Source organism: Rhodococcus sp. NS-SX18 (genome assembly GCF_057367935.1).
This window is the reverse complement of record NZ_CM170633.1, coordinates 3,346,303-3,360,479: the sequence shown is the minus strand read 5'-3', so window position 1 is coordinate 3,360,479 and position 14,177 is coordinate 3,346,303. Positions and strand designations below refer to the sequence as shown.

General features: G+C 69.2%; 13 protein-coding genes. 10 read left to right on the top strand and 3 right to left on the bottom strand.

Annotation, left to right across the window (positions count from 1 at the left end):
- Positions 1 to 81: 81 nt before the first annotated feature.
- On the bottom strand, positions 82 to 1,143 hold the full coding sequence (locus AC2IPW_RS15500) for an ABC transporter substrate-binding protein (RefSeq protein WP_486375149.1): 1,062 nt from the start codon (positions 1,141 to 1,143) through the stop codon (positions 82 to 84).
- A gap of 31 nt (positions 1,144 to 1,174) precedes the next feature.
- On the bottom strand, positions 1,175 to 2,167 hold the full coding sequence (locus tag AC2IPW_RS15495; RefSeq protein WP_003936947.1) for an ABC transporter substrate-binding protein: 993 nt from the start codon (positions 2,165 to 2,167) through the stop codon (positions 1,175 to 1,177).
- Between the two features lie 256 nt (positions 2,168 to 2,423).
- Between AC2IPW_RS15495 and ctaD the strand changes: the two genes are divergently transcribed.
- The 3 genes from ctaD (at position 2,424) to AC2IPW_RS15480 (ending at position 6,417) form a co-directional block, all read left to right on the top strand.
- Complete coding sequence (ctaD, locus tag AC2IPW_RS15490; RefSeq protein ID WP_081005275.1) at positions 2,424 to 4,178, top strand: aa3-type cytochrome oxidase subunit I; 1,755 nt, start codon at positions 2,424 to 2,426, stop codon at positions 4,176 to 4,178.
- A 174-nt stretch (positions 4,179 to 4,352) separates the two neighbouring features.
- Complete coding sequence (serB, locus tag AC2IPW_RS15485) at positions 4,353 to 5,567, top strand: phosphoserine phosphatase SerB (protein WP_193788801.1); 1,215 nt, start codon at positions 4,353 to 4,355, stop codon at positions 5,565 to 5,567.
- 100 nt (positions 5,568 to 5,667) lie between these two features.
- Entirely contained in the window at positions 5,668 to 6,417 is a 750-nt protein-coding gene (locus AC2IPW_RS15480; RefSeq protein WP_486375148.1) for a peptidyl-tRNA hydrolase, read from the top strand.
- Here the strand turns inward: AC2IPW_RS15480 and glgX are convergent, their stop codons facing one another.
- A complete protein-coding gene (gene glgX, locus AC2IPW_RS15475; RefSeq protein ID WP_486377012.1) occupies positions 6,418 to 8,532 on the bottom strand; it encodes a glycogen debranching protein GlgX in 2,115 nt (704 codons plus the stop codon). It abuts the gene before it with no gap.
- Between the two features lie 96 nt (positions 8,533 to 8,628).
- Between glgX and AC2IPW_RS15470 the strand changes: the two genes are divergently transcribed.
- The 7 genes from AC2IPW_RS15470 (at position 8,629) to AC2IPW_RS15440 (ending at position 14,170) form a co-directional block, all read left to right on the top strand.
- Positions 8,629 to 9,462 carry an ABC transporter ATP-binding protein gene (locus tag AC2IPW_RS15470; RefSeq protein WP_040782650.1) on the top strand — a complete coding sequence of 278 codons (834 nt, stop codon included), beginning with the start codon at positions 8,629 to 8,631 and terminating at the stop codon, positions 9,460 to 9,462.
- 174 nt (positions 9,463 to 9,636) lie between these two features.
- Positions 9,637 to 10,467, top strand: coding sequence for an NUDIX hydrolase (locus tag AC2IPW_RS15465; protein WP_003936953.1), 831 nt, complete (start codon positions 9,637 to 9,639; stop codon positions 10,465 to 10,467).
- 10 nt (positions 10,468 to 10,477) lie between these two features.
- On the top strand, positions 10,478 to 11,257 hold the full coding sequence (locus AC2IPW_RS15460) for an enoyl-CoA hydratase/isomerase family protein (protein WP_416061329.1): 780 nt from the start codon (positions 10,478 to 10,480) through the stop codon (positions 11,255 to 11,257).
- Positions 11,258 to 11,309: 52 nt separating this feature from the next.
- A complete protein-coding gene (locus tag AC2IPW_RS15455) occupies positions 11,310 to 12,281 on the top strand; it encodes a class I SAM-dependent methyltransferase (RefSeq protein WP_003936955.1) in 972 nt (323 codons plus the stop codon).
- A 1-nt stretch (position 12,282) separates the two neighbouring features.
- Entirely contained in the window at positions 12,283 to 13,440 is a 1,158-nt protein-coding gene (locus AC2IPW_RS15450; protein WP_003936956.1) for a THUMP-like domain-containing protein, read from the top strand.
- 56 nt (positions 13,441 to 13,496) lie between these two features.
- Positions 13,497 to 13,793: an ArsR/SmtB family transcription factor gene (locus AC2IPW_RS15445; RefSeq protein WP_003936957.1), complete on the top strand. Its 297-nt coding sequence runs from the start codon at positions 13,497 to 13,499 to the stop codon at positions 13,791 to 13,793.
- Entirely contained in the window at positions 13,790 to 14,170 is a 381-nt protein-coding gene (locus AC2IPW_RS15440; RefSeq protein WP_003936958.1) for a VOC family protein, read from the top strand. The genes AC2IPW_RS15445 and AC2IPW_RS15440 overlap by 4 nt, the downstream gene beginning before the upstream one ends.
- Positions 14,171 to 14,177 lie beyond the last annotated feature (7 nt).

Here is a 14,177-nt window from a genome sequence, read left to right as displayed (position 1 = left end):
CGCCCGGTGTGACCGCCCGCTGTGACCGAATGTCACATGGGTTCGATGTGATCGAACCCATGTGACATTCGGTCGTGGGGCTCAGTTCGAATAGCCGTTGAGGGTGTTGCGCACGTCCGTCAGAACGGCTTTCGCGGCCACCGGGCCGGGCGTGGACCACACGAGGTCGTCCATCGCGAACAACCGGCTGTCGGTGACCGCCCCGAGGTCGAGCCAGGCCTCGGAGTCCATCACCTCGCTGCCGTGGGCGACGCCGTCCTCGCCGGCGAAACGGACGTAGATCAGGTCGCCCTCCGCGGCGGCCGGATCGGCCTCGTCGAGCGGCGCGTCGGCACTCCCGTCCTGCACACCGAACCGCTGTGCGGGCGGGCGCGCGACGCCGGTGTCGGCGAGGACCTGGCCGGCGAACGACGCGGTGCCCTCGACGACCGCGCCGTCGCCGGTGAACCGCACGATCGACGCCTGCGTCTGAGACGCGGTCGTCGCCGTGCCCACGTCCGTCGCGGTGGCACGGTAGTCGTCGAGCACCCGGGCGGCCGCCTGCGAACGTCCGAGTGTCTCTGCGGCGCGGAGGAACTGCTGCCGCCAGAACACCGGGTCGGAGCCGACGAGCACCGTGGGCGCGACGGCCCCGAGGCGGCGGTAGAGCTCCGGGTCGGCAGAGGAGCCGAGGATCAGATCCGGCTCCGCACCGTCGATGAGCGCGACGTCGGGCGCCGACGTCGCGCCCACCGACGGCAGTTCCGCGATGCCGGTGCCGAGGTACTCCGCCCGGGCGACGTCGGTGGTCGTGCCGACCACGCGCTCCCACAGCCCGAGTGCGCACACCGCGTCCATCGCGGCAGCGTCGAGTACCACGATCCGCTGGGGGTCGACGGGCACCTCGGAGACACCGCCGGTGTGGATCACCGACCGGGTGCCGCCGGCGGGCTGCCCCGGATCCAGGGGGCTCGGCAGCGCGCACGCGGTCGTGGTGTCGCGTTCGATGCCGATGACGGCGGCTCCGGCGATGCGGGTGGTCGTGCGTACGATGCTGCTCGCCGGATCGTCGGTCGTCTCCGCACATCCCGCCAGCCCCAGCGCCGCGACGGCAGTGAGGGCGACGGTGCACGTGACGGCGCGGGACCGGGACGCTGCGGGCATACGACCACTCCTGTCTAGGGGACGGTCCAGGTTAACTGGTGTGCGGATCGACCCCGAAAGCCTCGGCGAGGTCGTCGAGGATCTTGTGTGCGCCCTGGATGGACACCGGCGTCATCCAGAGGCTGTCGTCCACGTCCACCTTCCGGCCGCTCAGGTTCTGCCACAGCGGATTGGACAGGAACGGCTGCGCCGCCGCCTCGGACTTGCCCTCCCCGTCGCGGTACATGCTGACGAAGATCACATCCGCGTCCGCCTCGCCGATGAGTTCGGGGCTGACCGCATTCATGATGCTGCTCGGATCGGCCGGATCGGGTCCCTGGCTCGCCGGCCTGGCCAGGCCGGCATCCTCGAGGACGATGCCGCTGAACGACGTGGTGCGGTACAGACGAGCGGTGGGTTCGCCGGCGAAGCGGACCACCGAGACGGTGGGGTTGCCGGCTGTGGCGTTGATCTCGTCGCCGATGGCTTTCGCCCGGGCCTCGTAGTCGGCGATCTTCTGCTCGGCGAGGTCCTCCTTGCCGAGGGCACGCGCGGCGAGCCGGATGTTGTCCTTCCAGGTCGGTCCGGTGCTCTCGGAGAAGACCGTCGGTGCGATGGCGGAGAGCTTGTCGTAGTTCTCGCCGTCGCGCACGTCCGCGGACAGGATCAGGTCGGGCTGCAGAGCGGCGACCTTCTCGAGGCTCGCGTCGGACACCGCGCCGACCGACGTCGCGTCCGCGGCGAACCGGTCGCGCGTGTCACCCAGGTAGTCGGGCAGGCCCTCGGTGCGGTAGTCGACGTAACCGACGAGTTCGGATTCGAGCAGCAGGGTCGCATCCGCGTAGCTGGTGTCGAGCGCGACGACCCGCAGCGGCGGGGAGTCGAGGGTGGTCGTTCCGCGGAAGTGCTCGACGGTACGGGGGAAGCCCGCGGTGGCCGGGGCCTGCTCTGCCGTGTCGCCGGAGGAGCAGCCGGCGAGCAGCACAGCCGCAGTAAGGGTCGTCGCGAACGCGGCGATGCCGCGGCGCAGGGGGAGGGGGTGCACGGTGAACCTCGTCTCTCGGGGCTTCATATTAGGTGACGCTTACCTTAGGGCCTGGGCGAAACGGGAGGTGCAGAGGGTGGCGGACCGCCCCCGGGTTGCGTGGGTCACAGACCCCCGTCGGTATGCTCGAGGGCCGAGTACGACACTGAGTAGGACCCGGTGAGCGTGCGGTGGTCGCACCGTCTACGATTCGATCAGCGCAAGCCAGAGAACGTTCGTCTCGCACTGCGAGTCGAGCGCGCAATCAGGAGGATTAGTGACTGCCGTAGCGCCCCAGCCAGTCCCGGAGATAGCTGCAGCGAGGCCGTACCCGCCGCGGCAGGGACCCAAGGGCTCGTTCTTCTACAAGATGATCACGACCACGGATCCCAAGATGCTCGGGATCATGTACATGGTCACCTCGTTCGCGTTCTTCCTCATCGGCGGCGTGATGGCTCTGCTCATCCGCACCGAACTCGCGGTTCCGGGTCTGCAGTTCCTGTCGAACGAGCAGTACAACCAGCTGTTCACCATGCACGGCACGATCATGCTGCTGATGTACGCGACCCCGGTCGTGTTCGCGTTCGCGAACTACATCCTGCCGCTGCAGATCGGCGCCCCCGACGTCGCGTTCCCGCGCCTGAACTCCTTCAGCTACTGGCTGTACCTGTTCGGCGCCACGATCGTGACCGCCGGCTTCATCACCCCCGGTGGTGCGGCCGACTTCGGCTGGACCGCGTACAGCCCGCTCACCAGCGAGCTGCACTCGCCCGGCGTCGGCGGTGACTTCTGGGTCCTCGGCCTCGGCGTGATGGGTCTGGGCACCATCCTCGGTGCGGTCAACTTCATCACCACCGTCGTGTGCCTGCGCGCCCCCGGCATGACCATGTTCCGGATGCCCATCTTCACGTGGAACATCCTCATCACCAGCGTGCTGATCCTCCTGGCGTTCCCGCTGCTGACCGCTGCGTTCTTCGGCCTCTTCGTCGATCGCCACCTCGGTGGGCACATCTTCGACCCCGCCAACGGTGGCGTCATGCTGTGGCAGCACCTGTTCTGGTTCTTCGGCCATCCCGAGGTGTACATCATCGCGCTGCCGTTCTTCGGCATCGTCTCGGAGATCTTCCCGGTCTTCTCCCGCAAGCCGATCTTCGGCTACACCGGCCTGGTCTACGCGACCCTGGCGATCGCGGCGCTCTCGATCGCGGTGTGGGCGCACCACATGTACGCCACCGGCGCCGTGCTGCTGCCGTACTTCTCCTTCATGACGTTCCTGATCGCGGTGCCCACCGGCGTGAAGTTCTTCAACTGGATCGGCACCATGTGGAAGGGCCACCTGACGTTCGAGTCGCCGATGCTGTTCTCGGTGGGCTTCATCGTCACCTTCCTGTTCGGCGGCCTGTCCGGCGTCATCCTCGCCAGCCCGCCGCTCGACTTCCACGTGACGGACTCCTACTTCGTCATCGCGCACTTCCACTACGTGCTCTTCGGCACCATCGTGTTCGCCACCTACGCCGGCATCTACTTCTGGTTCCCGAAGATGACCGGGCGCATGCTCGACGAGCGCCTCGCCAAGTGGCACTTCTGGCTGACCTTTCTCGGCTTCCACACCACGTTCCTGGTGCAGCACTGGCTGGGCAACGAGGGCATGCCGCGTCGCTACGCCGACTACCTGCCGTCGGACGGGTTCACCACCTTGAACATCGTCTCGACCATCGGTGCCTTCGTGCTCGGTGCCTCGACCCTGCCGTTCCTGTGGAACGTGTTCAAGAGCTACCGGTACGGGCAGGTCGTCACCGTCGACGACCCGTGGGGCTACGGCAACTCCCTCGAGTGGGCGACCACCTGCCCGCCGCCGCGGCACAACTTCTACGAGCTGCCGCGCATCCGCTCCGAGCGGCCCGCGTTCGAGCTGCACTACCCGCACATGGTGGACCGCATGCGGGCCGAAGCCCACGTCGGCCCGGGCAGCAACAAGCACAACCATGTGGCGCTGAGCGAGGGTGCCGAAAGGACCCCCGCCGACCGCTGATCCGTCCCTCGGATCGACGCCTCCCGAGGCCCCGCCCGTCCCCGACGGGCGGGGCCTCGTGCGTCCAACCGAAAGGACCCCTGCTCACTCGGCACCCCGTTCACCTGCCACAATGAGTGGGTAAGTGCCGCGACTGACGAAGGATCGGAGACGTAGGTGGCGTCTGACACCGCGATGCTGGTGACTGTGACGGGGCCGGACCATCCCGGCGTGACCTCGGTGCTCTTCGCGGCGCTCACCCGGCACGACGTCGATCTGCTCGACGTCGAGCAGGTCGTGATCCGAGGCCGGCTCACCCTCGGGGTGCTCGTCTCCTGCCCGGCAGATCCCGACGCGCTGCAGGACGAGATCGAGGCCGCCATGGCCACCATCGGCATGCACGCCCAGGTACAGACCGGAGTCGAGCCGGGTATCGGCTCGTCCGTGTCCACACACGCCCTCGTGGTCCTCGGCAGCCCCGTCAGTGCCCGAGCCCTGCGCTCGGTGGGCCGTGAGCTTGCACGGCAGGGCGCCAACATCGACTCCATCCGGGGAATCGCCGACTACCCGGTGACCGGACTCGAACTCATGGTCACCGCTGCCGACCCCGGCGCCGAGGCCGATGTCCGACTACGCGCGGGGCTCGCGGAGGTGGCCGCCGGCCTCGAGGTCGACATCGCCGTGGAACGCGCCGGTCTCGCTCGTCGTTCGAAGCGGCTGATCGTGTTCGATGTCGACTCCACCCTCGTCCAGGGCGAGGTGATCGAGATGCTCGCCGCACACGCCGGCGTGGAGGACAAGGTCCGCGCTGTCACCGAGGCAGCGATGCGCGGCGAGATCGACTTCACCGAGTCGCTGAACCAGCGGGTCGCCACCCTCGCCGGCCTGCCCGCATCGGTCATCGACGAGGTCGCCGAGAACCTCGAACTCACCCCCGGTGCCCGGACCACCATCCGCACACTGCGGCGTCTCGGGTTCCGCTGCGGCGTCGTCTCCGGTGGCTTCCGACAGGTCATCGACGGTCTCGCCCACGAACTCGAACTGGACTTCGTCCGGGCCAACACGCTCGAGATCGTCGACGGCAAGCTCACCGGCCGCGTCGTCGGCGAGGTGGTGGACCGGGCTGCGAAGGCACGTGCCCTGCGGGAGTTCGCCGCCGAGGCCGGCGTGCCGATCGAGCAGACCGTCGCCGTCGGCGACGGCGCGAACGACATCGACATGCTCGGAGCGGCCGGACTCGGCATCGCGTTCAACGCCAAGCCGGCGCTGCGGGAGGTCGCGGACACGGCTCTGTCCCACCCGTACCTGGACGCGGTGCTGTTCGTCCTCGGCGTCACCCGCGACGAGGTCGAGGCCGCCGATCGGGTCGACGGCACACTGCGCCGCGTGCCCCTCGACACCGGTGCCTGAAACGACCGCACCGCACGGTGCCGACGTCGCGGCAGGCCGCGGTGATGACGTGGTGGCTCGCCACGGTGCCGATGTGGTGGCTCGCCACGGTGACGATGTGGTGGCTACCCACGGTGCGGATTTCGTGGCTCGCCACGGTGTCCTCACCCGCGGCTACGGGCATCGACCCGACCCGGACGACCCGGGGGCAGTGCTCGCGATGCCGATCGTGCTCCACATCCCCAAGCAGGATCCGCCCGCCCGGAGCGCACTCCTTGAGGCCGCTGCGATGGCGACGATCGCGTTGTGCCTGGACCCACGCGTCGGGACCGGACCGGACGGCGAACCAGGACCGTGGCGCGAGCCCTATCTCGCGTGGACCGACGCGCGAATCCGCAAGGTCAGCCGCCGTGCCCGCGGCGCCCAGTGGCGCGCCGCGCAGGAGGTCGACGGGATCACCGTCGAACACCGCGGGGCGCAGGCCCGCGCGCTGGTCCCCGGGCCCGTGGGACTTCTGGATCCCCGCATCTCGAGGCTGCAGATCGGCGGCACGGATCTGCCGCACGACACTCCGGACGATCCGCCCGCCGGCGTTCCGGTGCTGTGGATCGATGCTGCGCTCGACATGACGGTCGGGAAGGCCGCGGCGCAGGTCGGCCACGCCGCGATGCTGTTCGCCGGGGGCCTCGACGCCGAGCACGCCGGTGCCTGGGCCGAGTCCGGTTTCGTGTGTGCCGTGCGTGACGCCGACCCCGTCCGGTGGCGGCACCTGACGAAGCGGGTAGCGGACGGCACTGCCGTGGCGGTGCGCGACGCCGGCTTCACCGAAGTGGCTCCGGGGTCGGTGACGGTAGTTGCCGTCCCGGGCTGATCACGTCGTGATCCTGAAAACCAGCAGGGTCGGCCCCGTCACCGGCAGTGTCGAACCGGCGGGCAATGGTGTGAGGTCTGCGGGTTCTCCGTCGACGGAGCTCGAGTCGAAGACGCACACCATGTCGCCGCGGTACCATTCGGCGCGGCCGAGTGTGACGGTGGCGGGGCCGCCCGCGTGGAGCACGAGCAGACCACTGCTGTCCGCCAGCGGGACGCCCGCGCGGGTGACCGTGCCCAGCTGGGAGCCGTCCACCCAGGCCTGCAGCGTCCGCCGGTCTTCGTCGAGCCAGTCCGCATCCTGCATTTCTCGCCCGTCCGCGCCGAACCACACCAGGTCGGGGTACCCGACCTGACGGGCCCGGCCGTCGAAGAATCGGCCCTGCCGCAGCACCGGGACCACCTTGCGCAGGCGCAACGCCTGCCGCACGAACTCCACCAGGTCCCGGTCCGCGTGTTCCCAGTCGAGCGGCCAGGCGTCGCGAACCGGGACGTCGACCGGTACACAGTAGGCATTGTTGTTGCCGCCCTGGGAGTGCCCGAACTCGTCCCCGGCGAGCAGCATCGGGGTGCCGGTCGACAGCAGCAGGGTCGCGAGGAGCGCACGCACGTGCCGTGCGCGGGCAGCCACGACGAGGAGGTCGTCCGTGGGCCCTTCGACGCCGTGGTCGACGGATTCGTTGTTGTCACTGCCGTCCCGGCCCTGCTCACCGTTGGCCTCGTTGTGCTTGCGCCGGTAACTGACGAGATCGGCCATCGTGAAGCCGTCGTGCGCCGTGACGAAGTTGATCGACATCCACGGGCGGCGGGTGTGCCGGCCGTAGAGGTCCTCCGAACCCGCGAGCCGGGAGGCGACTTCCCGGATTCCCGCCCCGCGCGCCCAGAAGCGCCGTACCGAGTCGCGGTAGCGATCGTTCCACTCCGACCACTGGGGACCGATGTTGCCGAGTTGGTAGCCGGGCAGCGTCGCGTCCCAGGGTTCGGCGATCAGCTTGAGCCGGGTGAGGACAGGGTCGGTGGTGATCGCGGTGAACACGGCCGCGCGGGGGTCGAAGTCGCCACCCCGGGGGCGGGCCAGTGCACTGGCGAGGTCGAACCGGAAACCGTCCACGCCCATTTCCGTGGCCCAGTACCGCAGGCTGTCGCAGATCATCCGCACCGCCACCGGGGAACTGCCGTCGATGGTGTTGCCGCAGCCCGTCAGATCGATGTCGTGGCCGGTGGCATCGAGGAGGTAGTAGCCGGGCGCGTCGAAGCCACGCCAGGACACGTGCGGGCCGTCGACCGACCATTCGCAGGTGTGGTTGTAGACCACGTCGAGGATCACCTCGAGTCCCGCCTCGTGCAGCGCGTCGACCATCGTCCGGAACTCCGCGATCTCGTTGCCGGGCATTGTCGCGTAGCCGGGGTGCGGTGCGAAGTACGACGCGGTGGAGTAACCCCAGTGGTTACGCATGCCGCGGACCCGTACGGGTGGCTCGGTGAGGAAGGCGTGCACAGGCAGGAGTTCGACGGCGGTGACACCGAGGCCGACGAGGTAGTCGAGGACGGCGGGCGCCGTCAGTCCCAGGTAGGTGCCACGCCACTGTTCGGGAACATCGGGATGGTGGGCGGTGTAGGAGCCGACGTGCAGTTCGTAGATCACCGTCTGCTCCCACGGTGTGCCCGGGCGGTCGTACCGGGACGCGGCGGGGGTGTCGGTCACCACCGACAGCGGTGTGTGGCCGAGCGAGTCCACGGTCGACGCCTCACCGAACGGAGTGCGTTCGTAGCCGAGGAGGCGGCTCATGTCGCCGATGTCGCCGGTCAGCTGCCGGCCCCACGGGTCGAGCAGCAGCTTGTGCGGGTTGGCGCGGAGCCCGGTCCGGGGCTGCCACGCGCCGTGCACGCGGTATCCGTACCGCTGGCCCGGGCGGACTCCCGGCACCTCGCCGTGCCAGATGCCGTACGTCTTGTCCGGCAGGTCGATGCGATCCTCGCGACCCGCGTCGTCGATCAGGCAGAGCTGGACGCGGCTGCCGTGGGGCGCGTGCACCGCGAACCGTGTCCCGTCGTCGCCGGGGAAGGCGCCCAGAGGAAAGGGACCGGCGCCGGACCGGGCGACGGCAGGACGCACCGACGGCTCGCCGGGTGCCGGTGAGGGGTGCGGAGAAGACGAGGGGTACGACACGGAAGCGATCCTGCCGTGAACCGGGCTCGCGCGTACGCAAAGATGGTCGGCGTGGCCAAACCTGATCCCGATCTGCTCATCGAATTCGACGACGTGCTCGTGCGGCGGGGCGGCAACGTCCTCGTCGGTCCCGTGTCCTGGAAGGTGGAACTCGACGAACGTTGGGTGATCCTCGGACCGAACGGTGCGGGCAAGACGTCGCTGCTGAGGGTCGCTGCGGCTGAGACATTCCCCACATCGGGGACGGCGCACGTACTGACGGAGACGTTCGGGAAGACCGACCTGTCCGAGCTGCGACCTCGGATCGGGATGTCGTCGTCGGCGCTGGCGAACCGCGTCCCGTCCGACGAGAAGGTCGTGGACCTGGTGATCTCCGCGGGGTACGGCGTGCTCGGGCGCTGGCGCGAGCGGTACGACGAGATGGACAACGCCCGTGCCGTGGAGATGCTCGAAAGCCTCGGCGCCGAGCACCTGGCCGACCGCACCTACGGCACCCTCTCCGAGGGGGAGCGCAAGCGCGTCCTCATTGCCCGCGCGTTGATGACGGATCCGGAACTGCTGTTGCTCGACGAGCCCGCGGCCGGCCTGGACCTCGGGGGGCGTGAGGAACTCGTGGCGCGGCTCGGTGTGCTGGCGGCCGATCCGGACGCTCCGGCGATTGTGCTGATCACCCATCATGTGGAGGAGATTCCGCCGGGCTTCACCCACGCGATGCTCCTCAAGGAGGGGCAGGTGGTTGCACAGGGTCTACTCGACGACGTGATCACGGGCGAGAACCTCAGCGAGGCGTTCAGTCAGGCGATCGCCCTGGACAAAGTGGACGGCCGGTTCTTCGCGCGCCGTAAATACCAGCCCGGGCGGCACCGCCGCGCGTAGCGCAGGGGAGCCGCGGATGTGGGCACCGTCGCGCATAGCGCAGCGGGAGCCGCGTTCGAGGGCACTGCCGCGCGTAGCGCAGCGGAGCCGCGGTCGAGGGCACCGCCGCACGTAGCGCAGGGGGAGCCGGCAGGTGGGTGAGTCGTGGGTCACGTCATGCCGTAACTTGTGCGTATGGCTATCGAACGTTCGGGAGAACTCGCGGCGGCGGCGGTGCCGCTCAAGGATGCCTCGACGGTGATCCTCGTCCGGGACGGCGACCGTGGCGTCGAGGTGTTCCTCCTGCAGCGCGTGCGCGGCATGGCGTTCGCGGGCGGCATGACGGTGTTCCCCGGAGGCGGCGTCGACCCGTCGGACAGCGCTGCAGCGGTGGCGTGGGCGGGCCCGCCGGTGCGGTGGTGGTCGGAGCGGTTCGGCACCTCCGAGAATCTGGCACAGGCGCTCGTTCTCGCGGCGGTGCGCGAGACGTTCGAGGAGTGCGGCGTCCTCCTCGCCGGTCCGACGCCGGACACTGTGGTGGCGGACACGACCGCGTTCGGTCCGGCACGCCGACAGCTCGAGGCTCGGGAGTTCACCTTCGGCGAGTTCCTCGAGCGCGAGGGCCTGGTGCTGCGGGCGGACCTGCTGCGGCCGTGGTCGAACTGGATCACGCCGGTCGGGGAGGGCCGTCGGTACGACACCAGGTTCTTCGTCGCGGCGGCCCCGGAGGGACAGATCGCCGACGGTGACACGAGCGAGGCCGACGCGGTGCGGTGGCAGACTCCCCAGGAGGCGATCGCGCACTGGCAGGACGGTGGGAGCGTGCTGCTGCCCCCGACCTGGAGCCAGTTGACGGCGTTGTCGCGGTTCGGTTCGGTCGCGGAGATCCTTGCTGTGGAACCGCAGATCACGCCGATTCTGCCGACCCTGGTCACGGGGGACGGAGAACTTCGGGTGGAGTTCCCCGAGCAGGACGGGTACTACGAGGCGGGGCCGCATCCGTGGGCCGCCCGGGGCGCCAACTAGCCTGTGCCTCATGGCTGAATTCGTGACACTCGAGGTCTCCGACGGTATCGGCACCATCCGGCTCGACCGGCCGCCGATGAATGCACTCAACCGGCAGGTTCAGGAGGAGATCCGGGCAGCTGCGCGCGAGGCGGCGGTCAACTCCGACGTCAAGGCCGTGATCGTCTACGGCGGAGAGAAGGTGTTCGCGGCCGGCGCGGACATCAAGGAGATGGCGGAACTGAGCTACGTGCAGATGAGCGAGATCATCGCGGACCTGCAGTCGGCGCTCGGGTCGGTGGCGGACATCCCGAAGCCGACGGTCGCTGCGATCACCGGCTATGCGCTGGGAGGCGGTCTGGAACTCGCACTGGGTGCGGACCGGCGGATCGCCGGCGACAACGCGAAGGTGGGCGTTCCGGAGATCCTGCTCGGCATCATTCCCGGCGGCGGTGGAACTCAACGCCTGGCTCGCCTGATCGGCCCGTCCAAGGCCAAGGACCTCGTGTTCACCGGCCGTTTCGTCGGCGCGGACGAGGCTCAGCAGATGGGACTGGTCGACGAAGTCGTCGCCCCGGACGAGGTGTACGCCGCGGCGCGCACGTGGGCATCGCAGTTCACCCGGGGCGCCACCCGCGCACTCGCGGCGGCGAAGGCGGCGATCGACCAGGGTCTCGATACCGACCTGGACACGGGCTTGAAGATCGAGCAGCACGTCTTCGCGGGTCTGTTCGCCACGAAGGACCGCACGATCGGCATGGAGTCTTTCGTGGCCAACGGTCCGGGGAAGGCCGAGTTCGTCGGGGAGTAGCACCCCGGAACTGGAACTTGTTCACAGCTTACCGATGGGTAGGATGCCCTTCATGACTGCAAGCAGGACCGACGGGGCCGACCCCGCGCCGAACCCGCACGCCACTGCCGAGGAGGTTGCGGCCGCCCTCCAGGACACCAAGCTCGCACAGGTGCTCTACCACGACTGGGAGGCCGAGACCTACGACGAGAAGTGGTCGATCTCCTACGACGAGCGTTGCATCGACTACGCGAAGGGCCGTTTCGACGCGGCCGCCGGCGAGCAGCCCCTTCCGTACGAGAGGGCCCTCGAACTCGGTTGCGGCACCGGCTTCTTCCTGCTGAACCTCATGCAGGCCGGAGTCGCGCGGACCGGCTCGGTCACCGATCTGTCGCCCGGCATGGTCAAGGTCGCGCTGCGCAACGCCGAGCATCTCGGCCTCGAGGTGGACGGCCGGGTGGCCGACGCCGAGACGATCCCGTACGACGACGACACCTTCGACCTCGTCGTCGGGCACGCGGTGCTGCACCACATCCCCGATGTCGAGCAGTCGTTGCGCGAAGTGCTGCGGGTGCTGAAGCCGGGTGGCCGATTCGTGTTCGCCGGCGAGCCCAGCACGGTCGGGAACTTCTACGCGCGTTGGCTCGGCCGTCTCACGTGGGAGGCCACCACGACCGTCACCAAGCTGCCGTTCCTGCGGGAATGGCGGCGGCCGCAGGCCGAACTCGACGAATCCTCACGCGCCGCGGCGCTCGAGGCGGTCGTCGATCTGCACACTTTCGACCCGTCGGACCTGGAACGGATGGCGGCCTCGGCCGGCGCGGTGCAGGTGAAGGCCAGTAGCGAGGAGTTCGCGGCGGCGCTGTTGGGCTGGCCGGTCCGCACCTTCGAGGCCGCGGTGCCCGCGGAGAAGCTGGGCTGGGGCTGGGCGCGCTTCGCGTTCGGGGGGTGGCGGACGCTCAGCTGGGTGGACGAAAAGGTCCTCAGGCACGTCGTCCCGCGCAGCTTCTTCTACAACGTCATGATCACCGGCGTGAAGCCGTAGGGTGGGCTACGCGTTCACCCTCGCCGACGTCGCGTACCTGCGTTCGGCGCAGGGGGCGGCCGATCTCGCGGAAGTGGCCGCCCGGGAGCTGTCCACGCGTACGCGCCTGGTCGATATCGACTGGTCGCGTACGCGTTTCGCTGACAGGACCGCTCCGCTGATCGAGACCGTGCTGTTGCGCCGCAAGGCGGTCGCGAAGCTGCCCGCCGCCGGTGGCTGGCTGTCGACCGACGACGCGCTGCAACAGGCGACGCCGGCACCCGTCGCCGCGCACCGGGCACACCGGCTCGCCGGCCGGCGGGTTCACGACGTGACGTGTTCGATCGGGGCGGAACTCGCGGCCCTGGCCGGAGTCGCCGAGATGGTGATCGGCAGCGACCTCGACCCGGTTCGTCTGGCGATGGCCGAGCACAACGTTCCCGGAGTGGCGCTGGTCCGTGCCGACGCGCTGCGGCCGGTCACCCGTGGTACCACCGTGATCGCCGATCCGGCCCGTCGTTCCGACGGGCGGCGTACCCACGATCCGGCGGCACTGATGCCGCCGCTGCCCGACCTGCTCGACGTCTATGCCGGGCGCGACCTGGCCGTCAAGTGCGCCCCGGGGCTGGATTTCGAGGCGCTGGACTGGGCGGGGGAGGTCGAGGTGGTGTCGCTCGACGGGGGTGTCCGTGAGGCGTGCCTGTACTCGCCGGGTCTCGCGGCGCCGGGTGTGCGTCGACGGGCGAGTGTGTTGCGTTCGGATGGTGCCGGGTTCGAGATCACCGACGCGCAGCCGGACGAGCTTCCCGAGCGGGAACCGGGGGAGTGGATCGTCGATCCGGACGGGGCGATCGTGCGCGCGGGACTGGTGCGGCACTACGCGGCCGCGCACGGTCTGTGGCAACTCGATCCGCGCATCGCGTATCTCACCGGCGACGTACTCCCTGCGGGCCTGCGCGGATTCCGCATCCTCGATCGGCTGAAGTACTCGGAAAAGTCGCTGCGGCAAGCCCTTTCGTCGATGGACTGCGGGGTGGCGGAGATCCTCGTGCGGGGGGTGGACGTCGATCCGGCGGTGCTCCGGCCGCGGCTCAAGCTCCGTGGTCCGCGGTCGCTGAGCGTCGTGTTGACGCGGATCGGCCGCACCCCGACGGCATTCGTCTGCGAGCCCAGTCGCTGAGTTCGCCCGGCGAGATCTCGTGCGACCATTGATATGCAAGCAAACACTTGCGTATCATGGGCGGTGTGGTCGACGTCTTCAAAGCGCTGGCGGATCCGACCCGCCGGGCTATCCTCGACGAGCTCGTCGAGCGGGACGGGCAGACGTTGTTCGAGCTGTGCACCCGGCTGATCTCGCGGCACGGTCTGGGTTCGTCCCGGCAGGCGATCTCGCAGCACCTGGCAATCCTCGAGGAGGCCGGTCTGGTCCGGACCCGTCGGGAGGGGCGATCGAAGTTCCACCACGTCGACGTTGCACCACTGCACGGCCTCGCCGACCGATGGACGGTCGCGCATCGAAAGGAGTCGCAGTGAAGGTCACTCTCACCAGCGTCCTGGTCGACGACCAGGACAAGGCGCTTGCCTTCTATACCGATGTCCTGGGCTTCGTGAAGAAGACCGAGATCCCCCTGGGCGAGGCGCGGTGGCTCACCGTGGTCTCGCCGCAGCAACCGGACGGGCCGGAAGTGGTGCTCGAACCCGACGGGCATCCCGCCGTCCGCCCCTTCAAGGAAGCCCTCGTCGCCGACGGCATCCCGTTCACCTCGTTCGCCGTCGACGACGTGCACGCCGAGTACGAGCGGCTGCGCGGCCTCGGGGTGCGGTTCACCCAGGAGCCTCTCGAGATGGGCGGCATCACCACCGCCGTATTCGACGACACCTGCGGCAATCTCATTCAGATCGCCGGCTGAGCGCGGG